At 72.8% G+C, this 22270-nt stretch carries 16 protein-coding genes and 1 pseudogene; 13 read left to right on the forward strand and 4 right to left on the reverse strand.

Going from position 1 to position 22270, the window contains the following annotated elements; genetic code table 11:
* Window positions 1-14: 14 nt before the first annotated feature.
* From ACF08B_RS39955 to ACF08B_RS39970, 4 genes and pseudogenes are all read left to right on the forward strand, one after another.
* The gene (locus ACF08B_RS39955; protein ID WP_073889700.1) at window positions 15-521 is read left to right on the forward strand and encodes a SigE family RNA polymerase sigma factor; all 507 of its coding nucleotides are present in this window, start codon (window positions 15-17) and stop codon (window positions 519-521) included.
* A gap of 11 nt (window positions 522-532) precedes the next feature.
* Window positions 533-1135 carry a hypothetical protein gene (locus ACF08B_RS39960; RefSeq protein WP_392321954.1) on the forward strand — a complete coding sequence of 201 codons (603 nt, stop codon included), beginning with the start codon at window positions 533-535 and terminating at the stop codon, window positions 1133-1135.
* Window positions 1136-1266: 131 nt separating this feature from the next.
* Window positions 1267-2019: pseudogene (locus tag ACF08B_RS39965) on the forward strand (dolichyl-phosphate beta-glucosyltransferase); the annotation flags it as partial.
* 23 nt (window positions 2020-2042) lie between these two features.
* Window positions 2043-3257 carry a glycosyltransferase family 39 protein gene (locus tag ACF08B_RS39970; protein ID WP_392321969.1) on the forward strand — a complete coding sequence of 405 codons (1215 nt, stop codon included), beginning with the start codon at window positions 2043-2045 and terminating at the stop codon, window positions 3255-3257.
* An 8-nt stretch (window positions 3258-3265) separates the two neighbouring features.
* Here the strand turns inward: ACF08B_RS39970 and ACF08B_RS39975 are convergent, their stop codons facing one another.
* Complete coding sequence (locus tag ACF08B_RS39975) at window positions 3266-5122, reverse strand: ABC transporter ATP-binding protein (RefSeq protein ID WP_392321955.1); 1857 nt, start codon at window positions 5120-5122, stop codon at window positions 3266-3268.
* The gene (locus ACF08B_RS39980) at window positions 5119-6945 is read right to left on the reverse strand and encodes an ABC transporter ATP-binding protein (protein ID WP_392321956.1); all 1827 of its coding nucleotides are present in this window, start codon (window positions 6943-6945) and stop codon (window positions 5119-5121) included. The genes ACF08B_RS39975 and ACF08B_RS39980 overlap by 4 nt, the downstream gene beginning before the upstream one ends.
* A gap of 233 nt (window positions 6946-7178) precedes the next feature.
* Between ACF08B_RS39980 and ACF08B_RS39985 the strand changes: the two genes are divergently transcribed.
* Together ACF08B_RS39985 and ACF08B_RS39990 are read left to right on the forward strand one after the other, a co-directional pair.
* Window positions 7179-8963 (forward strand): ABC transporter transmembrane domain-containing protein, encoded by a 1785-nt coding sequence (locus ACF08B_RS39985; protein WP_392321957.1) that lies wholly within the window; start codon window positions 7179-7181, stop codon window positions 8961-8963.
* Window positions 8960-10723 carry an ABC transporter ATP-binding protein gene (locus ACF08B_RS39990; protein ID WP_392321958.1) on the forward strand — a complete coding sequence of 588 codons (1764 nt, stop codon included), beginning with the start codon at window positions 8960-8962 and terminating at the stop codon, window positions 10721-10723. Before ACF08B_RS39985 ends, ACF08B_RS39990 begins: the two co-directional genes overlap by 4 nt.
* Before the next feature lie 58 nt (window positions 10724-10781).
* On the opposite strand, the gene ACF08B_RS39995 is transcribed toward ACF08B_RS39990, so the two are convergent.
* On the reverse strand, window positions 10782-11267 hold the full coding sequence (locus ACF08B_RS39995; protein WP_392321959.1) for a hypothetical protein: 486 nt from the start codon (window positions 11265-11267) through the stop codon (window positions 10782-10784).
* Window positions 11268-11640: 373 nt separating this feature from the next.
* Here ACF08B_RS39995 and ACF08B_RS40000 point away from each other — a divergent pair, with 373 nt between their 5' ends.
* From ACF08B_RS40000 to ACF08B_RS40025, 6 genes are all read left to right on the forward strand, one after another.
* On the forward strand, window positions 11641-13692 hold the full coding sequence (locus ACF08B_RS40000; protein WP_392321960.1) for a M4 family metallopeptidase: 2052 nt from the start codon (window positions 11641-11643) through the stop codon (window positions 13690-13692).
* A gap of 244 nt (window positions 13693-13936) precedes the next feature.
* Window positions 13937-15598: a M4 family metallopeptidase gene (locus ACF08B_RS40005; RefSeq protein WP_392321961.1), complete on the forward strand. Its 1662-nt coding sequence runs from the start codon at window positions 13937-13939 to the stop codon at window positions 15596-15598.
* A 68-nt stretch (window positions 15599-15666) separates the two neighbouring features.
* A complete protein-coding gene (locus tag ACF08B_RS40010) occupies window positions 15667-16188 on the forward strand; it encodes a DUF1990 domain-containing protein (protein ID WP_392321962.1) in 522 nt (173 codons plus the stop codon).
* A 158-nt stretch (window positions 16189-16346) separates the two neighbouring features.
* Window positions 16347-16802, forward strand: a complete 456-nt coding sequence (locus ACF08B_RS40015) for a hypothetical protein (protein WP_392321963.1) — start codon at window positions 16347-16349, stop codon at window positions 16800-16802.
* Window positions 16803-16804: 2 nt separating this feature from the next.
* The gene (locus ACF08B_RS40020) at window positions 16805-18064 is read left to right on the forward strand and encodes an amidase domain-containing protein (RefSeq protein ID WP_392321964.1); all 1260 of its coding nucleotides are present in this window, start codon (window positions 16805-16807) and stop codon (window positions 18062-18064) included.
* A complete protein-coding gene (locus ACF08B_RS40025) occupies window positions 18064-18489 on the forward strand; it encodes a hypothetical protein (RefSeq protein WP_392321965.1) in 426 nt (141 codons plus the stop codon). Before ACF08B_RS40020 ends, ACF08B_RS40025 begins: the two co-directional genes overlap by 1 nt.
* Window positions 18490-18532: 43 nt before the next feature.
* Here ACF08B_RS40025 and glgP read toward each other — a convergent pair whose 3' ends face one another.
* Entirely contained in the window at window positions 18533-21151 is a 2619-nt protein-coding gene (gene glgP / locus ACF08B_RS40030; protein WP_392321966.1) for an alpha-glucan family phosphorylase, read from the reverse strand.
* A gap of 331 nt (window positions 21152-21482) precedes the next feature.
* Here glgP and ACF08B_RS40035 point away from each other — a divergent pair.
* Window positions 21483-22270, forward strand: a 788-nt coding sequence (locus ACF08B_RS40035) for a maltotransferase domain-containing protein (RefSeq protein ID WP_392321967.1), incomplete at its 3' end; no start/stop codon positions are given.

Raw genomic sequence — 22270 nt, forward strand, 5'->3', positions numbered from 1 at the left:
CGGGGACCGTGGGGATGGAGCAGACGAGGGCCGGTGAGTACGACGCGTTCGTGGCGGCCCGCTGGTCGGTGCTGTTCCATCTGGCCCGTCTGCTCACCGGCGGGGACCGGCACCGGGCCGAGGACCTGTTGCAGGAGTCCCTGGTGAAGCTGTGGTTCGTCTGGCCGAAGGTCGCCGACGAGGCACCGGAGGCGTACGTCCGCAAGGTGCTGGCCCGGGCCGCGGCACGCTCCGCCCGGCGGCGCTGGTGGGGCGAACGCCCCGTGGACGAGCTGCCCGAGGTGGCGGCGGCCGGCGACGTGTCGGCGACCGTGGCGGAGCGTTCCCGGCTGGAGGCGGCGCTCGCGCAGCTGACACCGCAGCAGCGCGCCGCCGTGGTGCTGCGCTACTACCAGGACCTGCCGGACCGGCAGGTCGCGGAGGTGCTGGGCTGTCCGGTGGGCACGGCCCGGTCCCACGCCGCGCGCGGGGTGGCCCGGCTGCGCCGGCTCCTGGCCGACGTCATCGAGCCGGTGGGGTGAGGGAGAGACCCATGGACCGCATGGAGCACCTGGACGGCACGGACCGCGCGGATCACCGGGACCGCGAGGGACACCGGCGCCTCGGCGAGCACGGCGACGGGCGGGCGCACGAGGACCACCACGACCACTTCGAGCGGCAGCTGAGCCGGCTGATGCACTCCGGCCGGGAGCAGGCGTCCTTCGACGTCCGGCACCGGGAACGGTTGCGGGCGGGCGTCCGGACGCGCCGACGGGTACGGGCCGTACGCCGGGCGGCCGGTTCCGTCCTGGCGGTGGCCGGGCTGGGACTGGGCCTGTTCCTGTGGCCGCACGGCCACATCGACGACCGGCCCAGCGCGCCGCACCCCCGGCCGCTGACGGAGCCGAGCACGACGACCTCGCCGACCCCGACGCCGAGCGCGCCCCCGTCCGCATCGGCGACGTCGGAGCTCCCGACGCCCAACGGCGACCCGACCACCTCCGAGCCCCCGATCAGCGGCGGGAGTTCGGTCACCAGCACCGTGCAGCCGCCGCCCGATACGGCGACCGCCACGGCGACGGCCACGCCCGGGGACGACGGCACCACGCCGCCGGCCACGGCACCGCAGACCACTCCGGCCGGCCCGAACGGCTAGCCCGACACCGTCCTGCCGCTCCCCCGCGTGCCCGCGGCACGCCCGACGACCGACGACACCCAGGGACTCACGTGACAGACATTCGACCGGGCCGGCCACCCGTCGCGGCCCCCGTGCCCCGCCGCGCGCCCGTGCCGACGCACCACGAGGAGCCCGTCCTGGACGTGGCCGTGCCGGTGTTCAACGAGGAGAAGGACCTGGAGCCGAACGTGCGCCGGCTCCACGCGCATCTGCGGGACACCTTCCCCTACCCGTTCCGGATCACCGTCGCGGACAACGCGAGCACCGACCGCACCCCGCTGATCGCCGCCCGGCTCGCCGAGGAGCTGCCCGAGGTGGCCGCGCTCCGGCTGCCCGAGAAGGGACGCGGCCGGGCGCTGCGCGCGGCCTGGTCGGGTTCGCGCGCCCCGGTGCTGGCCTACCTGGACGTGGACCTGTCGACCGGGCTCGCCGCGCTGCTGCCGCTGGTCGCCCCGCTCATTTCCGGCCACTCCGACCTGGCCATCGGCACCCGGCTCGCCCCCGGCGCCCGGGTGGTGCGCGGGGCCAGGCGGGAGGTCATATCCCGCTGCTACAACGTGCTGCTGCGCTGCACGCTCGCCGTCGGCTTCTCCGACGCGCAGTGCGGGTTCAAGGCGGTGCGCCGCGAGGCCGCCGAGCGGCTGCTGCCACTGGTGCGGGACGGGGAGTGGTTCTTCGACACCGAGCTGCTGGTGCTGGCCGAGCGGGCGGGCCTCAGGATCCACGAGGTCCCGGTGGACTGGGTCGACGACCCCGACAGCAGCGTGGACATCCTCGCGACCGCGCTGGCGGACCTGCGCGGGATCGCGCGGATGCGGCGCGCGCTCGGCCGCCGTCGGCCGCGTACCGTGGCGGTGCCCCGGTGACCGCGACCCTGCCCCGCACCCTGGCCTCCGCCCCCCGGCCCGAGCCCGGTGACCGGCTGCGGGCCGCCGTCCGCCGGCACGGCCCGGTCCTCGCCCTGTTCGGCGCGCTCAAGCTGGCCGGTTTCTGCTCCTTCATGTACCTGCTGTCGTCCGCCGGGGACTACCGCACCAAGCCCCCCCGGTTCGGCGGCGGCGCGCACGCCTGGGACGTGCTCGCGACCTGGGACGGCTGGTGGTACCAGCAGATCGCCCTGCACGGTTACGACCCGAGACTCGTCCCGGTCCCCGGCGCCACCGGTCTGATCACGCTGGAGGGCAACTCGGCGGCGTTCTTCCCGCTCTATCCGGCGCTGATCCGGATGACCTCGGCGGTCACCGGGCTCGGCTCGTACGGCGCCGGCCTGCTGGTCTCGATCGTGGCGTCCTTCGCCGCCGCCCTAGGCATCTACGCCGTCGCCGAGCGCCTCGGCGGCCGGCGGGCCGGGCTCGCCGCGGCCGGGCTGTGGGCGGTGTGGCCGGGCTCGGGCGTGGAGTGGGCGGTCTACTCCGACTCCCTGTACGTGGCCCTGGCCGCCTGGGCCTGCTACGCCGTCCTGACCCGCAGCTGGCTCACGGCCGGGCTGCTCACCTTCGCGGCCGGCCTCAACCGGCCCACGGCCGCCGCGCTGATCGCCGCGCTGGCCGTCGCCGCGCTGCTGTCCCTGCGCCGCCGGGAGGACAGCGCCCTGCGCCCGCTGGTCGCCCTCGCGCTGGCACCGCTCGGTCTGCTCGGCTATCTGCTCTGGGTCGGCGACCGCATGGGCGACCTGGGCGGCTACTTCACACTCCAGTCGGGTGCCTGGGCGCACAGCTTCGACTACGGCAAGCAGACCTGGGACGTGCTGACGTCCGTACCGGTGGGCAAGTTCGACTACCTCTTCGCCTACCCCTTCGCGGACGTCATCTCGGTCGCCGTCATCCTGCTCGCCTGCGCGCTGCTGCCATTGCTGGTGCGGCTGCGGCCGCCGGCGGTACTGGTCGTGTACACCGTCCTCACGCTCGCCCTGGTGCTCGGCAGCCAGCAGATCGTCGCCAACATCTCCCGCTACCTGCTGCCCTGCTTCCCGCTGTTCCTGCCGCTGGCGTTCGGCTTGCGACGGCTGAGCCTGCCCCTGCAGTGCACCCTCCTCGGCATCGCGGCCGTCGCCTCCGGCTCGTACGCCGGTTACGCCCTGTTCGAGCTCGGGGTGCCGTGATCCGGGGGTCAGGCCAGGCTGTCCCGCCAGGCCCGGTGCAGGTCGGCGAATCTGCCCGTGCCGGCGATCAGCTCGTCGGGGTGGCCGTCCTCGACGATCCGGCCGTGCTCCATCACGAGCACCCGGTCCGCGATCTCCACGGTGGACAGCCGGTGCGCGATCACCACGGCGGTACGGCCCTTCAGCACCGTCGACATCGCCCGCTGCACGGCCCGTTCGCCCGGGATGTCCAGGGAGCTGGTCGCCTCGTCCAGGATCAGCACGGCCGGGTCGGCGAGCAGCGCGCGGGCGAACGCCACGAGCTGACGCTGACCGGCCGAGATCCGCCCGCCGCGCTTGCGGACGTCGGTGTCGTAGCCGTCGGGCAGCGCGCTGATGAACTCGTGCGCGCCGATCGCCTTCGCGGCCCGCTCGATCTCCTCCCGGCCGGCGTCGGGACGGCCGATCGCGATGTTGTCCGCCACCGTGCCGGAGAACAGGAACGCCTCCTGCGTCACCATCACCACTCCGCGCCGCAGCTCGGGCACGGGCAGCTCGCGCAGGTCGACCCCGTCCAGCAGCACGCGTCCCTCGGAGGGGTCGTAGAACCGGGCGAGGAGCTTGGCCAGGGTGGACTTGCCGGCGCCGGTGGTGCCGACGACGGCGACGGTCTGCCCGGCCGGCAGGGTCAGGTCGAAGCGGGACAGCACCTCGCCGCCGGTGCGGTAGGCGAAGCGGACGCCGTCGAAGACCACGTCGCGCCCGGGGAACCCGGCCTTCGCCGGGGGCAGTTCGCGGGGTGCCGACGGCTCCGGGACGGACGGGGCCTGCGCCAGCAGCCCGGCGATCTTCTCCAGGGAGGCGGCGGCCGACTGGTAGGAGTTCAGGAACATCCCGAGCCGGTCGATCGGGTCGTACAGCCGGCGCAGGTACAGCACCGCCGCCGCCAGCACGCCCAGTTCCAGCGAGCCGGACGCCACCCGGTAGGCGCCCCACAGCACGATCCCCGCGACCGCCGTGTTGGCGACCAGGCGCGAGCCGACCACATAGCGGGCCATCTCCAGCAGCGAGTCGCCGTTCGTCCGCTCGTGCCGCTCGTTGAGGACGGCGAACTCGCCCTCGTTGGCGGCCTCCCGGCGGAACGCGCGCACCGGGCGGATGCCGTTCATCGTCTCCACGAACTTGACGATGACCGCGGCGATCGCCGTGGAGCGTGCCCGGAACACCCGTCCCGCGCGCCGCTGGTAGAGCCGGACCAGCAGGTACAGCGGCACGAAGGAGGCCACCGCGACCGCGCCCAGGCCGAGGTCGAGCCACAGCAGCATCGCCGAGATGTAGACGAAGGACAGCACGACGGTCACCAGCTCCTGGAGACCCTCCTCTAGGAGTTCCCGCAGCGACTCGACGTCCGTGGTGGAGCGGGAGATCAGCCGGCCCGAGGTGTACCGCTCGTGGAAGTCGACGCTCAGCGCCTGCGCGTGCCGGAAGATCCGGCCGCGCAGGTCGAGCAGGACGTCCTGGCTGACCCGGGCGGAGGTCTCGATGAACGCGAACTGGAGCACGCCGGAGGCGACGGCGCACAGCAGATAGCCGGCACCGACCGCGAGCAGCGGACCGTGCCGGTGGTCCCGGAACGCGGGTACGGCGTTGTCGATGGCGTACGCCACCAGCAGCGGGCCCGTCTGCACGGCGGCCTGCTGGAGCAGCAGCAGGACGGTGGTGAGGGCCGCGCGGGCCTTCATCGGTGCGAGCAGGGAGCGCAGCAGCGCGGAGGTGGCGCCGGGCGGGGTGGGCAGGACGTCCCGGTCGAAGGGGTCGCCGGTGTCCTGCGGGCGGGGGTGTTCGTCGTCCTCGGCGACGGCGGGGGTGGAGGCGGTCGTGGTCAACGGGTGTCCTCCTGTTCCTCGGATTCCCCGGACATCAGACGGGCGTACTCGGCGTTGTCGCGGAGCAGTTCGTGGTGGGTGCCGACGGCGGCGATCCGGCCGTCCGAGAGCAGGGCGACCCGGTCGGCGAGCAGCACCGTGGACGGCCGGTGGGCCACGATCAGGGCGGTGGTGTCGGAGAGGACCTGGCGCAGTGCCGCCTCCACGGCGGCCTCGGTGTGCACGTCCAGGGCGGACAGCGGGTCGTCCAGCACGAGGAACTCCGGCCGGCCGACCACCGCGCGGGCCAGCGCGAGCCGCTGCCGCTGGCCGCCGGAGAGGCTGAGGCCCTGTTCGCCGACGCGGGTGCCGGTGCCGTCCGGCAGGCCGTGCGCGAACTCGGCCTGGGCCACGGCGAGGGCACGGTCGAGTTCCTTCTGCCCGGCGCCGTCCGCCGCGCCCATGAGGACGTTCTCGCCGACGGTCGTGGAGAACAGCGTGGGTTCCTCGAAGGCCACGGCCACCCGGGCGCGCAGTTCCTCGCGGGGCATCGCGGTGATGTCGACGCCGTCGAGGGTGATGCTGCCGGAGGTGACGTCGTGCAGGCGTGGCACGAGGGCGGTGAGCGTCGTCTTGCCGCTGCCGGTGGCCCCGACGAGGGCCATGGACTCGCCGGGCCGGATGTGCAGGTCGATGCCGGTGAGCAGGGGCGGGGAGCCGGGGGGTGCGTCGGGGTAGTGGAACCGCACGTCCTCGAAGCGCAGACCGCGCGCGGCCCCCGGACGCGCCTCCCCGGGCGCGGCGGCGCCCCGCGGTGCCGGGCCGGGCGCCCCGCCGCCGGCCGGGCCGTCCTCCGGCGTCTCGTCCAGCACCTCGAAGTACCGCTCGGTCGCCGTCGCCGCCTCCTGGCTCATGGCGAGCAGGAACCCGATCGAGTCCACCGGCCACCGCAGCGCGAGCGCCGTGCTGAGGAAGGCGACCAGCGTGCCCGCCGACAGGTCCCCGTCGGCCACCTGCACGGCGCCGAGGACCAGGGCCGCCCCGATCGCCACCTCGGGCAGGGTGACGATGACCCCCCAGATGGTGGCGAGCAGCCGCGCCTTGCGCAGTTCGGTGCCGCGCAGGGTGACCGCCAGATCGCGGAACGCCCGCGCCTGGCTGCGGTGGTGGCCGAAGCCCTTGATGATGCGGATGCCGAGCACGCTCTCCTCGACCACCGTGGTCAGGTCGCCGACCTGGTCCTGGGCGCGCCGGGCCACCTCCGCGTAGCGCCGCTCGAAGATCACGCAGGTCCACATGACGGGGACCGCGGGCACGAGGACGACCAGGCCCAGCGTCCAGTCCTGCACCAGCATGATCACCACGCCGGCGAGGATCGTCACGCTGTTGACCAGCAGGAAGGTCAGCGGGAAGGCCAGGAACATCCGCACCAGCATCAGGTCGGTCGTGCCCCGGGAGAGCAGCTGGCCGGACGCCCAGCGGTCGTGGAAGGCGACCGGCAGGCGCTGGAGGTGCCGGTAGAGACCGGCCCGCATCTCCGCCTCGACGTGCGACAGCGGGCGGGCCACCAGCCAGCGCCGTATCCCGAACAGGACCGCCTCGGCGACGCCGAGCAGGAGGAGGCAGAGGGCCCCGAGCCAGACCCCGGCCGGATCCCGTCCGGCGACCGGTCCGTCGACCATCCACTTCAGGACGAGCGGGATCACCAGCCCGGTGCAGGAGGCGACGACCGCGACGAAAGCGGCCGTGAACAGCCGGGCGCGGACGGGCCGGACGTAGGGCCACAGCCGCGCCAGGGTGCGTACGGCGGAACGGTCCTCGGTGGTTGCACGTGTCGTGGGCATCACCGCGAGCCTACGGACCGGCACTGACAACGCCCACTGAGTTTCGGCCGGACCCGGCTCCGCCGTTGGTCCTACGACCTGCGCGTTCGCTAGCCCGTGCGCGCTGCAGCGGGAGCCGGCCGCTCACCCGGGTGGCGCTCTTTATTCCATGGAGCCGCCTCCCCCACCCCGGATAGGTTCGACGTTTCCGGCCGGGCCCCGCTCCCGGCGCGGCCGAGCGGATCGGGGGACGGATGATCGACGTCTACGAGGACCCGGGCAGGCCCGACACCCGGGGCGGCTGGCGCTATCTGTGGTGGCTGGTGCTGCGCCAGCCGGGCCGGTCCGCGGCCGGGGCGCTGCTGGGCAGTACGTGGATGGTGCTGCTGGCGGCGCAGCCGTACATGATGGCGCGGGCCGTGGACGACGGTCTGGTGCCGGGGCGGCCGGGGGTGCTGGCCGGCTGGACCGGGGCGATGTTCGTGGTCGGGGCGGTGAACGCCTGGCTGAGCATCATGCGGCACCGCACGATGACGCGGGTGCGGATGGACGCCAACTTCCGCACGGTGAAGGTGGTCGTGGACCACGTCGTACGGCTCGGGGCCGCGCTGCCGCGCCGGGCCGGGGCCGGCGAGGTGGTGACGATCGGGGTGGGCGACGTGCAGACCCTGGCGCAGGCGCTGACCGTGGTCGGGCCGGGTGTCGGCTCGGTCGTGGTGTACGCGGTGGTGGCCGGCCTGCTGCTGGCCGTCTCCGTCCCGCTCGCCGCCGTGGTGCTGCTCGGGGTGCCGGTGATCGCGTTGCTCACCGGGCCGCTGACGCGGCGGCTGCAGGGCGCGGAGAGCGAGTACCGGGAGCGGCAGGGGGTGCTCACCGCGCGGATCGGGGACCTCGCGGGCGGCCTCCGCGTCCTCAACGGGCTGGGCGGCAAGGGCCTGTTCGCGGACGCCTTCCGGCGTGACTCGCAGCGGCTGCGGGCGCAGGGCTACCGGGTGGGCGCGGTGGCCAGCTGGGTGCAGGCGCTCGGCATGGGCCTGCCCACCCTCTTCCTGGCGGTGGTGACCTGGCTCGCCGCCCGGCTGGCGGCCCGGGGCGTCATCACCGTCGGCGAGCTGGTGTCGGTGTACGGCTATGTGGCGGTGCTGATCGGGCCCGTGGCGTTCTTCGTCATGATGGCCTACGAGCTGAACCGGGGCGTGGTGGCGGCGCGCAGGGTGGTACGGCTGCTGCGGCTGGAGCCGGAGCCCGACACCGGCCGCCGGGCGGCTCCCGACGGACCGGCCGAGCTGCACGACCCCGCGTCCGGGCTGCGGGTGGTGCCGGGCCGGCTGACCGCGGTCGCCGCCGCCCGGCCCGCCGAGGCGGCCGCCCTGGTCGACCGGCTCGGCCGGTACGGGCCGACCGACGCCACCTGGGGCGGGGTACGGCTCGACGAGGTCCCGCTGGACGCGGTGCGCGGGCGGATCCTGGTCGCCGACAACGAGGCCGACCTGTTCGCGGGGCCGCTGCGGGACGTGGTGGCGGCCGAGCGCCCGGCCGGCGACGCGGCCCTCGCCCGGGCGCTGTACGCGGCCGCCGCCGAGGACGTCGTGCGCGGCCTGCCCGAGGGGCCCGACTCGCCGGTGGCCGGGCAGGGCCGCAGCCTGTCGGGCGGTCAGCGGCAGCGGCTGCGGCTGGTACGGGCGCTGCTCGCCGATCCCGAGGTGCTGCTCGCCGTGGAGCCGACCTCGGCCCTGGACGCGCACACGGAGGCGACGGTCGCCGGACGGCTGGGTGCGGCGCGGGAGGGCCGTACGACGGTGGTGACGTCCACCTCCCCGCTGGTGCTGGACCGTGCGGACACCGTCGTGTTCCTGGTCGACGGCAAGGTGGCGGCGACCGGCCCGCACCGGCGGCTGCTGGACCGGGAGGCGGGCTACCGGGCACTGGTGGCGCGGGACGCCGGGAACCCCCCGGACACACGGGACACCGGAGAGACGGACGAGGTGGCAAAGACGGTGGGCACGGCGGGCACGGACGCCGAGGGGGCTGTGCGATGACCGCGGGTGAGCGACTGCTGCCGGTCGCGGACCGGGCCCGGGTGCGGCGGGCCACGCTGCGGCTGGTGCGGGCGGACGGCCGGGCGTTCGCCGCGGCGCTGCTGCTGAACGCGCTCGCGGCGGGCGCCGGACTGGTCGGGCCCTGGCTGGTCGGGCGGATCATCGACGAGGTGCGGGCCGGGCACGGCGTCGACGCGGTGGACGGGCCCGCCCTGTGGATCCTGCTGTGTTCGGTGGCGCAGCTGCTGCTGGCCCGCTGGGCGCGGTACGTGGGCCACCGCTTCGGCGAGCGGACGCTGGCCCGGGTGCGCGAGGAGTACGTCGAGCGGGTGCTGGCGCTGCCCGCGTCGGCGGTGGAGCGGGCCGGCACCGGCGACCTGACGGCCCGCGGCACGGCGGACGTGGCGACCGTCGGCACCACGTTGCGGGACGTCGGCCCGGATCTGCTCGTCAACGGTGTGCAGGCGCTGTTCGTGCTCGGCGCGGTGTTCGCGCTCGATCCGCTGCTCGGGTTGTTCGGGCTGCTCGGCCTGACCCCGATCACGCTGGCGCTGCGCTGGTATCTGCGGCGGGCCCGGGACGGGTATCTCGCCGAGGGCGCGGCGACGTCGGAGATCGCGGAGATCGTCGCCTCGACGGCGGCCGGGGCCCGGACCGTGGAGGCGTTCCGGCTCCGGCGGCGCCGGACCGCGGCGAGCCGGGACGCGCTGGAGACGTCCCGCCGGACCCGCTTCCGCACACTGTTCCTGCGCACGGTGTTCTTCCCCGCGGTCGAGGTGACGTACACGGTCCCGGTGGCGGGTGTGCTGCTGTTCGGCGGGTGGCTGCACGCGCGGGGCGGGGTGGGGGTCGGCGCGGTGGTGGCGGCGGCGCTGTACCTGCGGCAGTTCACCGAGCCGCTGGACCAGATCCTGATGCGGGTGGAGCAACTGCAGAGCAGCGGTGCGTCGTTCGCGCGGGTGGAGGGTCTGGCACAGGCGCCGCGCGGGGACGCGGGGGGCGGGTCCCCGGTGCCGGCGGACGACCGGATCGACGTGCGCGGGGTGCGGTACGCGTACGAGCGCGGGGGCGAGGTGCTGCGCGGGGTGGACCTGACGGTGCGGCCCGGGGAGCGGCTGGCGGTGGTGGGCCCGTCGGGAGCCGGGAAGACCACGCTCAGCCGGCTGCTCGCGGGCATCGACCGGCCGGGGAGCGGCACGGTGACGGTGGGCGGGGTGCCGGTCGCCGAGCTGGAGCCGGAGGTGCTGCGCCGCCAGGTGGTCCTGGTCACCCAGGAGCATCACGTATTCCTCGGCACGGTCCGGGAGAACCTGCTGATCGCCGAACCGGACGCCACCGACGCCGACTTGTGGGCCGCGCTCGGCGCGGTGGGCGCGGAGGACTGGGTGCGCGCCCTGCCGGACGGCCTCGGCACCCGGCTCGGCGCGGGCGGGCGCCGAACCGACGGCTCCCAGGCGCAGCAACTCGCCCTGGCCCGGGTGGTGCTGGCCGACCCGCACACGCTGATCCTGGACGAGGCGACGGCCCTGCTGGACCCCGCCACGGCCCGCCACACCGAGCGCGCCCTGGCCGCGGTGCTGCGGGGCCGTACGGTCATCGCGATCGCCCACCGCCTGCACACGGCCCACGACGCCGACCGGGTGGCCGTCATGGAGAACGGTCTGCTGACGGAACTGGGCACGCACGAGGACCTGGTGACGGCCGGCGGCCCCTACGCGGCCCTGTGGCACACGTGGCACGGGGACACCGGGAAGGGCTGAGCCCGACGGGGGGGGCGTCCCCGCACCGGTGCCCGTCCGGACGCCCGCGGGAGCCGGTTCAGTCCCGCCGGAGCCGCCCGGGCGGCCACGGTGTCCAGAGCCAGTCGCGGGTGCGGGCGCGCCCCACGACGTCGGCGGCGTGCAGACCGGCCACCGCCGCCATCACCGGCCACAGCAGGAAGGTCAGCGCGAACTCCGCGTAGCCCCCGGCGGAGGCGACCCCGACCACGGCGAACTCCGCGGGGAAGAGCACGCCGGCCGTCAGCGTCCCCGCCCACGCGAGCCCTGCGGTGCCGCGGACCGGACGCGACACGAGGGTCAGTACACCGGCGAGGACGAGCCCCGTCAGCACCCCGGCGAGCGCTCCGCCGCCGAGGAGCACCCCGAGGCCCCGCAGGTCGGCGGCGGCCTGCGCGGTGTCCCCGCCCCGGGCGTACTCGACCACGGCGACCAGCAGACACAGGCCCGCCCACGGCAGCACCGGGACCCCGCTCACGACCAGCCCGACCCGTACCGCCCGTCCGACGGTCCCGCGCCCGCTCATCCGCCCCCCGCTCGTCGGCCCTCCCCGCCGCACCACCCTAGCCAGCGCCCGGTGCTCGCCCGCGTTCCTCCCCCGGCGTCGCTCCCTGGCTCAAACCCCTTCACCGGCCCGCCGGTTCGCATACCGAACAGGAACATCCGGTCAACGGAGCATTTCTGGCCAAATTTGTGACGCGGTCCTGACAGGTCCGGTGATTCCTGTCACTCTTCCCTGGCCGACTCACAGCAACCCCACAGCTGACGCACGTCCTGCGTGAGCCGGCTCCGCACCTGCACGAGGTTCCGCGCAACGCCCTGTTCTGCCCGGACGTCTTCAACCCACCGTCCGGTCTCCCCTGGCCGCGCGACCCGCGGTCATGCAGAAGGAGTCAGTGTTGAGAAGCAATTCCTCTCGCGGACGCACCTCCCACACCCCGCAGCGCACCCTCACGCACCGCCGCACCGCCACCGTCGCCCTCGCCGGCGTCGCCGCCCTGATCGCCGCCGCCGTCCAGACGGGCGCGGCCAGTGCCGCACCGGCGAAGCCGCAGGCCGGCAAGGCCGATCCGGCCCATGTCGCCGTCAAGCTCACCCCCTCGCAGCGCGCCGAGCTGCTGCGCGACGCCGACGCCGCGAAGGCCGCGACCGCCCGGTCCATCGGCCTGGGCGGCAAGGAGAAGCTGGTCGTCCGGGACGTCGTCAAGGACGCCGACGGCACGACCCACACGCGCTACGAGCGCACCTACGGCGGTCTGCCGGTGCTCGGCGGCGACCTCGTCGTGACCGCCAGATCGGGCAAGACGATGGACGTCGTCAGAGCCACGAACGCCACGCTGAAGGTCCCGGGGCTCACCCCGGCCGTGGCGAAGGCCGCCGCCGAGAAGCAGGCGGTACAGCGGGCGAAGGCGCTCGGCGGTACGAAGTCGGCCGCGGACAGCGTCCGCAGGGTCGTCTGGGCGGCGGACAGCAAGCCCGTGCTGGCGTACGAGACGGTCGTCGGCGGCCTCCAGGACGACGGCACCCCGAACCGGCTGCACGTCATCACCGACGCCACGACCGGCAAGAAGCTCTACGAGTACCAGGGCATCGACACGGGTGTCGGCAACACCCAGTACAGCGGGCAGGTCACGCTGACCACGACCCAGTCGGGATCGACGTACACGCTCAACGACGGGGCGCGCGGCAACCACAAGACGTACAACCTGAACCACGGTTCCTCGGGCACCGGGACCCTGTACTCGCAGAACAACGACACCTGGGGCAACGGCACCAACTCCAACGCCGCCACCGCGGGCGCGGACGCCCACTACGGTGCCGCGGCCACCTGGGACTTCTACAAGAACACCTTCGGCCGCAGCGGCATCAAGAACAACGGTGTCGGCGCCTACTCCCGCGTCCACTACGGCAACTCGTACGTGAACGCCTTCTGGGACGACGGCTGCTTCTGCATGACGTACGGCGACGGCTCCGGCAACGCCAAGCCGCTGACCGCCATCGACGTCGCGGGCCACGAGATGAGCCACGGCGTCACCTCCAACACCGCGGGCCTGAACTACAGCGGTGAGTCCGGTGGCCTCAACGAGGCCACCAGCGACATCATGGGCACCGGCGTGGAGTTCTACGCCAACAACGCAACCGACGTCGGCGACTACCTCATCGGCGAGAAGATCGACATCAACGGCAACGGCAGCCCGCTGCGCTACATGGACAAGCCCAGCAAGGACGGCGCGTCCAAGGACAGCTGGTACTCGGGCATCGGCGGCGTCGACGTGCACTACTCGTCGGGCCCCGCGAACCACTTCTTCTACCTGCTGAGCGAGGGCAGCGGCACCAAGGTCATCAACGGTGTCACCTACAACTCGCCGACCGCGGACAACCTCCCGGTCACCGGCATCGGCCGCGACAAGGCGCTGCAGATCTGGTACCGCGCGCTGACCACCAAGTGGACGTCCACCACCAACTACGCGGGCGCCCGCACCGGCACCCTCGCGGCGGCCGGCGAGCTGTACGGCGCCACCAGCGCCGAGTACAAGGCGGTGCAGGACGCCTGGGCGGGCGTCGGGGTCGGCTCGCGCTCCGGTGGCGGGGGCGGCGGCGGCACGTCGTACGAGAACACCACCCCGGTTTCGATCCCGGACAACGGGCCGGCGGTCACCTCGAGCATCACGGTCTCCGGCCGGACCGGCAACGCGCCGAACAACCTTCAGGTGAGCGTCGACATCTCGCACACCTGGCGGGGCGACCTGGTGATCGACCTCGTCGGACCGTCGGGCACCTCGTACCGCCTGAAGAGCTTCAGCGGCTCCGACTCGGCGGACGACGTGAACCAGACCTTCACGGTCAACGCCGCCGCGGAATCGGCCAACGGCACCTGGAAGTTGAAGGTGCAGGATCAGGCCACCTATGACACGGGAACGATCAACAGCTGGAAGCTGACGTTCCCGTAAACCGCACGCCAAAGCCGCACGAACACAAGGCCGTTCGAGGGTCCCGCGCCCTCGGGCGGCCTCTGTTCACATGGCCGCAACATGTATCGGACAGTCGCCTTTCGGCCAACATCACTTCAGGGTCCTGACATGTACGCGTCCCTGATGTCACTCTCTCTCCACCCGCCGCAGCACAGCAACTTCACCACCCCACACCCGGACGGCATCCCCACGCCGGACGGACTCCCCACAAGAAGGAGCTTCTGTGAGCCCCCTCTACGCGCGTCACAAGCGCACCACCCTGGCCGTCGCCACCGCCGTCGCGGCCGGAGCCCTCCTCTCCACCGGTCTGACCACGACCGCCTCGGCCCAGACGCCGGCCGGATCGGCCGCCGCGAAGCCGCTCGCCGCGGCCCCGACCACGCTGTCGGCCGCCGCCCGCACCACGCTGATCCAGAAGGCGCAGGCCGGCGCCGCCGGCACCGCGCAGCGCATAGGCCTGGGCGCCAAGGAGAAGCTGGTCGTCAAGGACGTCGTGAAGGACGTCGACGGCACCGTGCACACCCGCTACGAGCGCACCTACGCGGGCCTGCCCGTGCTCGGCGGCGACCTGGTCGTCCACACGGCCAGGTCCGGCAAGGCCGAGGGCGTCACCAGAGCGAACAAGTCCACCGTCAAGCCGGCCTCGCTCAAGGCGCAGATCTCCGCCGCCAAGGCCGAGAAGCAGGCGGTGTCCGCCGCCAAGACCCTCGGCTCCGCCAAGTCCGCCGCGGACGGCGCGCGCAAGGTGATCTGGGCCGGCTCCGGCACGCCCGTCCTCGCCTACGAGACGGTCGTCGGCGGCCTCCAGGACGACGGCACCCCGAACCAGCTGCACGTCATCACCGACGCCACCACCGGCAAGAAGCTCTACGAGTACCAGGGCATCGAGAACGCGACCGGCACCGGCAAGAGCCTGTACTCGGGCACCGTCAGCCTCACCACCAACCTGTCGGGCTCGACGTACCAGCTGTACGACACCACGCGCGGCGGTCACAAGACCTACAACCTGGCCCACAGGACGTCGGGCACCGGCAGCCTGTTCACGGACGCCGACAACGTCTGGGGCACGGGTGCGGCCTCCAGCTCCTCGACGGACCAGACGGCCGCCGCGGACGCCGCCTACGGCGCCCAGGAGACCTGGGACTTCTACAAGAGCACCTTCGGCCGGAGCGGCATCAAGAACAACGGTGTCGGCGCCTACTCCCGCGTCCACTACGGCAACTCGTACGTGAACGCCTTCTGGGACGACAGCTGCTTCTGCATGACCTACGGCGACGGCTCGTCCAACACCCACCCGCTCACCTCGCTGGACGTGGCCGGCCACGAGATGAGCCACGGCGTCACCTCCAACACCGCTGGCCTGAACTACAGCGGTGAGTCCGGCGGCCTCAACGAGGCCACCTCGGACATCTTCGGCACGGGTGTGGAGTTCTTCGCGAACAACTCCTCCGACGTCGGCGACTACCTCATCGGCGAGAAGATCAACATCAACGGTGACGGCACCCCGCTGCGCTACATGGACAAGCCCAGCAAGGACGGCGGCTCCGCCGACTCCTGGTCGTCCACGGTCGGCAACAAGGACGTGCACTACTCGTCCGGCGTCGCGAACCACTTCTTCTACCTGCTCGCCGAGGGCAGCGGTTCGAAGACGATCAACGGCGTGACCTACAACTCGCCCACCTCCAACGGCTCCACCGTCACCGGCATCGGCCGCGCCAAGGCGCTGCAGATCTGGTACAAGGCGCTGACCACGTACATGACGTCGACGACCAACTACAAGGCCGCCCGCACGGCGACCCTGAACGCGGCGTCCGCGCTGTACGGCTCCACCAGCACCGAGTACAAGACGGTCGCCGCGGCCTGGTCGGCGGTCAACGTCAGCTAGCCGCACCCCGGCGCTGGGGCGGTACCCGGGAGGAAGTCCTCCCGGGTACCGCCCTACCCTTGTGACCCATGTCCTCGGCGCCCTTCACCTACGAGCCGGTCGGAGCGACCCGCGACGACCTGGCCTTCTGCCCGCCCGGCTTCCGCCCGCTGCTCGTGCGCACCCGGCTCGGCGAAGGACAGCGGCTGTTCCAGCGGGCCGCCGAGGCGGTCCTCACCTGGGAGATGCACCGCGCGCTCGGCGTGGGCATCGACGCGGGCGCGGACCGCGCGGCCCCCGGCGTCGACGTCACGGTCACGCTGGCCGGCATCGTCAAGGCCCCCTGCCGCGTCATCTGGACGGCCGAGGACGCCCGCCGGGCCGGCTGGGCGTACGGCACGCTGGAGGGCCACCCCGAGTGCGGCGAGGAGGCCTTCGTGGTCGACCGCACGGGCGACGGCACGGTATGGCTCACGGTCGCCGCCTTCAGCCGCCCGGCGAAGTGGTACGCCCGCGCCGGCGGCGCCGCGACCCGCGGTCTCCAGCACGCCTACGCCCGCCGCTGCGGAACGGTCCTCCGCCGCCTGTGCGCCGACGAGGACGAGAGCTGAGGCTCCTCGTCCTCACGACGCCTTCACTCCGCCGCTTGACGTGCTCACCACCGTGTTCTGCTAGCTTCGACGACCAGCAGGTATGCACCATCGCGATGGTTTGCCCGCCGCCCTGAGGCAGGGCAGGAACCACGCGCACACGGGGGAGACGCACACCCATGGCATGGGAAGAATGGGAGCAGTTGAAGGCCGCCGCCATGGAGCGGCAGCATGGTTCGGCGCGAGCCGGCGCAGCGGCGCCGACACACATGCGACTGAACCACGCGAGCCCGGACGACGGGGGCGGAGGCCGCCCGGACATCGACATCAGGACCCAGGGTGTCCATGGCGCGGCCGCCGACACGGAGACGTTGTCGCGCCAGGCCATGCAGCGCCTGAGTCACTCCCTCGACACGAGTGACGAGGTCTACGGGGCTCACTACGGAAACGGCTGGCTCAGTCCCGTGCAGCTCAAGGTGTGTGCCCTGGACTGGGAGGAGCACATGGTGTCCCTCGCCAGGCAGCTCGGAGACCTCAGCGCCGAACTCAAGGAGTCCGCGGGCGGTTACGACGCCGCGGACGCCGAGGCGGAAGCCCGGCTGCGCGCCGCCGTCCGAGACCTGGGGGGGTCCTGAGCATGGTCTCGTACGAAGGTGTCCAGAACGCTCTGCCCCGGAAGTGGAAGACGGCCGGTGAGGAGTGGCACTCGCTGGCCAAGTACGCGCTCGGTGCCGCGAAGGACCTTCGGGACCTCGGGGTCAAGCCCCTCGCCGAGAACTGGACCGACGAGGTGGGGGCCGCTGCCGCAGGGAAGTTCGAGAAACTGGCCAACCAGTTCGAGGCGGCCTACGACATCATGCTTGCCGTGAAAATGGTCATCGAGGGCATGACCACCACCATCGAAACGGCTCACAGCACCATGCGCGAGGCGAACGAACTCGCGGCGAAGTACGGTCTGACCATCCACACGGACGGCACGGTCACCGGTCCGCCCGTGCACAGCCGCACGGAGGCGGAGGACCTCGCGCCCTACCGGACGCAGGTGCTGGACCTGATCGATCAGGCGGTGGAGCAGGTCACGACCGCCGACAAACTGGCCGCGGCGGAATTCACCAAGCTCGCCGGCCAGACCGGACTCACCGATCCGGACAAGGCGCTCAACGAGTTGCAGACCCACGCCTCACACGTACAGATGCAGATGCTCGCCGCGGACGTCCCGGTCGGCCAGGACGCGACCACCGTACGCCAGTGGTGGGACGGGCTGAGCGCCCAGCAGCGCAAGGACATGATGCTGGCCGAGCCGGTCCTCATCGCCAACCTCGAAGGCGTACCGGCGGATGTGCGCCAGGACCTGCGCGGCAACGGCAAGTACGACCGGGTCAAGCTGGTCCAGTACGCCCTGGACAACTGGGACAAGGGCGACCCGACGGACTTCGGCAACAACTGCACGAACTTCGTCTCCAACGCCCTGCACGCAGCGGGGGTGAAGGAGAAGACCTCGTTCTGGGGAACCAGCGACGACGACAGCTGGATGATCGGCAACCGGACCGGCGTCGACGCCGTCGACAAGCGGCTCGCGTACTCCGACACGTGGGCCGCCGCCGAGAACAACCAGAATTTCTGGCTCAGCCATGGCGGTCAGGAGGTCTCGTCCTCGGACGTCAAGCCGGGCGACATCATCTACTACGAGCAGGCCGGCCCGAACGACCACATCGAGAAGGGCAACACCCACCACGCCGCGATCGTCACGGCGGTCATGCCGGACGGCGAGATCAAGTACACGCAGCACAGTGACCCGAACCAGAACGTGAGTCTGGAAGGGCGTATCAACGCGACAGAGAAGCACGAAGGCGCCCAGAACCTCAGGTTCGTCCGCCCCAACCCGGACTGGTACTGATGACCCCTCCCCTGCAAGCACCCTCACCCTCCGCTTCGGCCTCCACCGTCGCCTGGCGGCGGGGCCTGCTGCTCGTGCCGTTGCTCGTGGTCGTCTCGGCGGGGCTGCTGGTGGCGCGGCTGGCCTGGGACGCGGACACGTTCCAGGCCTGCCGTTACCTCGGACCCTCGGCCCGGATGTACGTCACCTCGTGGGCCGGTCTCGCCTGCTCGGTGAGCGCGGTGGTCATCCAGGTCGCGCTGCGCCGCACCGCGCGGCGGCGCGGGCTCGACGCGGGTGCGGGATGGCAGCGAGGACTGGCCGCGGCCGCCGCGGTACTCGGCCTGGTGCTGTCCCTCGCACTGCTGGCGACCGTCTACTGGCTGTACTCCGCGGATCCCGCCGGTGGCGGTGACTGTTCGGGGATGCGGCTGATCCTGCCGTAGGCGGCTGCGAGGCCGTTCGGGGGGACGGCCTCGCAGTCCTTCGTCACCGCAGCAGGACGCCCGCTCCCTCCACCACGTCCTCCGCCGGGACGGCCACCAGACCGAGTTCCGCGCCGGAGGCGAGGAGGCGGTGGGCGGGGAGGACGCGGACCGTGTAGCCGTAGGGGCCGGTGCGGTCCAGGGACAGGGGGCCCTCGTACAGGCAGCGGCCCTCCAGGTCGGGGGCGCCGGCCGGCTTCAGCGGGACGATCGTGGCGTCCGTGATCCGGTCCTCCGCGTCCACCCGGCCGGACACCGCCTGCACCTCGACGTCCTCCGGGGCCAGCTCGCCCAGGGCCACCCGCACCCGCAGCCCGACGGTCGTGCCCAGCTCCGCGGTGGCCGTCGTGGCGGTCGTCTCGACGTGGCCGACGCCCACCCCCGGCCAGGCGGCCCGCACCCGGGACTTCCACTCGGCCAGGTCCCGCGCGGTGTCCGGGGTCAGCGCCCGGTGGGCCTGCGCGGCGGGCGCGTAGAGCCGGTCGACGTACTCCCGCACCATGCGCCCGGCCAGCACCTTCGGCCCGAGCAGGGTGAGGGTCTGCCGGACCATCTGGATCCACCGGTCGGGCAGTCCGCCCCGGCCCCGCTCGTAGAAGCGCGGGGTCACCCGCTGCTCCATCAGGTCGTACAGGGCCGCCGCCTCGATGTCGTCCCGGCGGTCGGCGTCCGTGCCCGCGCCGTCCGCGGTCGGGATGGCCCAGCCGAAGTCCGGCCGGAACCATTCGTCCCACCAGCCGTCCAGCACCGAGAGGTTGAGGCAGCCGTTGAGGGCCGCCTTCATGCCGGAGGTGCCGCACGCCTCCAGCGGGCGCAGGGGGTTGTTCAGCCAGACGTCGCAGCCCGGATAGAGGCTCTGCGCCATCCCCATGCCGTAGTCGGGCAGGAAGACGATCCGGTGCCGCACCCGCGGGTCGTCCGCGAACCGCACCAGCTCCTGGACGAGCCGCTTGCCGCTGTCGTCCGCCGGGTGCGCCTTGCCCGCGACCACGATCTGCACCGGCCGTTCCGGATGCAGCAGCAGCTCCATCAGCCGGTCCCGGTCGCGCAGCATCAGCGTCAGCCGTTTGTACGACGGCACACGCCGGGCGAACCCGATCGTCAGGACGTCCGGGTCGAGGACCCCGTCGATCCAGCCCAGCTCCGCGTTCCCCGCACCGCGCTGCCGCCAGGACGCCCGCAGCCGCTCCCGCACCTCCAGCACCAGCCGCTCGCGCAGGGTGCGGCGCAGCTCCCAGACCTCCTGGTCCGGGATGTCCGCGACCGAGTCCCAGCGTTCGGTACCGCCGACGGTGAGCGCGTCCTCGGCCCGCTGGGCGCCGATCTGCCGGGCGCCGAGCCGCATCACCTCCGGCGCCACCCAGGTCGGGGCGTGCACCCCGTTGGTCACGGAGGTGATCGGCACCTCCTCGGGATCGAATCCCGGCCACAGTCCGGCGAACATCTCCCGGCTGACCTGACCGTGCAGCAGCGACACCCCGTTGGCCCGCTGAGCCAGCCTGAGGCCCATCACGGCCATGTTGAACAGGTTGGGCTCGCCGCCCGGGTAGGTCTCCATGCCGAGCGCCAGGACGCGCTGCACGTCGATGCCGGGCAGTTCCGCGTCCGGCCCGAAGTGCCGGGCGACCAGCTCCCGGTCGAAGCGGTCGATGCCGGCCGGGACCGGGGTGTGCGTGGTGAACACGGTCCCCGCCCGCACGGCCTCCAGCGCCGAGTCGAAGTCCAGCTGCCGTTCGCACAGTTCGGCGATCCGCTCGAGCCCGAGGAAGCCCGCGTGGCCCTCGTTGGTGTGGAAGACCTCCGGCGCCGGGTGCCCGGTGAGCCGGCAGTACGTCCGCACCGCCCGGACACCTCCTATGCCGAGCAGCATCTCCTGGAGCAGCCGGTGCTCACTGCCGCCGCCGTACAGCCGGTCGGTGACGCCGCGTTCGCCGAGGTCGTTCTCCTCCACGTCCGAGTCGAGCATCAGCAGCGGCACCCGGCCCACCTGCGCCAGCCAGATCCGGGCGTGCAGCGCCTTGCCGCCGGTCAGGGCGAGGGAGACCTGGGCGGGGGTGCCGTCGGTGTCCTTGAGCTGGGTCACGGGCAGCTCGTTGGGGTCGAGCACCGGGTAGTGCTCCTGCTGCCAGCCGTCGCGGGACAGGCTCTGCCGGAAGTACCCGTGCCGGTACATCAGCCCGACCCCGATCAGCGGTACGCCGAGATCGCTGGCCGCCTTCAGGTGGTCCCCGGCGAGGATGCCGAGGCCGCCGGAGTACTGCGGCAGCGCGGCCGTGATGCCGAACTCCGGCGAGAAGTAGGCGACGGCGGCGGGCAGCCCGTCGGCCTGTGTCTGATACCAGCGGTCGCCGGTCAGATAGTCGTCCAGGTCGTCGGCGACCGCGGTCAGCCGGCGCAGGAACCGCCGGTCGTTGGCCAGTTCGGCCAGCCGGGCCGGCCGCACCGTACCCAGCAGCCGTACCGGGTCGCCCGCGGCGGCGGCCCATGCCTCGGTGTCGACGGACTGGAAGAGGTCGCGCGTTTCCGCATGCCAGGACCAGCGCAGATTGCGCGCCAGGTCGCTCAGCGGCCGGAGGGGGGCGGGGAGCACGGGACGGACGGTGAACCGACGGATCGCCTTCACATTCCACCTCGGGACGCGTTGCCAGGTGAGACGCACGGCGTTGTGCGTCTCGTCGTCACCCTCGACGGTAGTGGTTACCCGGGCGTCGGTGGGGGACTCCCCGGCGGGGGTGTCGGGGCGTCAAGCCGCGGTCACCGGGCACTCGGAGAAAAGGGGCCGGTCTTGTGTGTGGACGTACGCGTGAGTAGTTAACAAAGTGCCGGATTGCCCACCCGAACCGGGTGGGAAGGCTCCTCCGGTACACACCCCACAGGCGTCACCCAGCACCACCGCAGGACCCACCTCCCCACAGCCATCCGCCACACCGACGTTGACGCGGACAGGAGCGGTCATGCCCGCCACGCACCACTCGTCAGCACCTTCGACAAGCAGCAAGGCCAAGGCAGCAGGAAAGAGGCCACCGGGCGGGAAAGCGGCCGAGCCCGCCGCCGGTGTGCCCGCTCCGGCCGCCTCCGGGGAGCGGTCCTCCCCCGATCGGTCCACCGCGGTGGGCCGCATTCCCGTACTCGACGTACGCCCCGTGGTCCAGCACGGGCGCAGGCCCGCGAAAGCGGTGACCGGCGAGTCCTTCGAGGTGTCGGCCACCGTGTTCCGGGAGGGGCACGACGCCGTCGCGGCGAACGTGGTGCTGCGCGACCCGGCGGGCCGGCCCGGGCCCTGGACGCCCATGCGGGAACTGGCCCCGGGCACCGACCGCTGGGGCGCCACCGTCACCCCGGACGGCCCCGGCCGCTGGACCTACACCGTCGAGGCCTGGTCCGACCCGCTGGCCACCTGGCGGCACCACGCCCGGATCAAGGTCCCGGCGGGCATCGACACCGACCTGGTCCTGGAGGAGGGCGCCCGGCTGCACGAGCGTGCGGCCGCCGGGGTGCCCGAGGGCCGCCGGCCGGTCGTGCTGGAGACGGTGACGGCGCTGCGCGACAAAAACCGGCCGGCCGCCTGGCGCCTCGCGGCGGTGCTCGCCCCGGAGGTCCTGGAGGTCCTGACCCGGTATCCCCTGCGGGAGTTGGTCACCGAGTCGGACGCGATGCCGTTGCTGGTGGAGCGGGAGCGGGCGCTGTTCGGTTCCTGGTACGAGTTCTTCCCGCGTTCGGAGGGCACGGCGGAGCGGCCGCA

It is taken from the genome of Streptomyces sp. NPDC015139 (assembly GCF_043079785.1).
In the GTDB taxonomy this organism is placed as follows: Bacteria; Actinomycetota; Actinomycetes; order Streptomycetales; family Streptomycetaceae; genus Streptomyces; species Streptomyces albidocamelliae.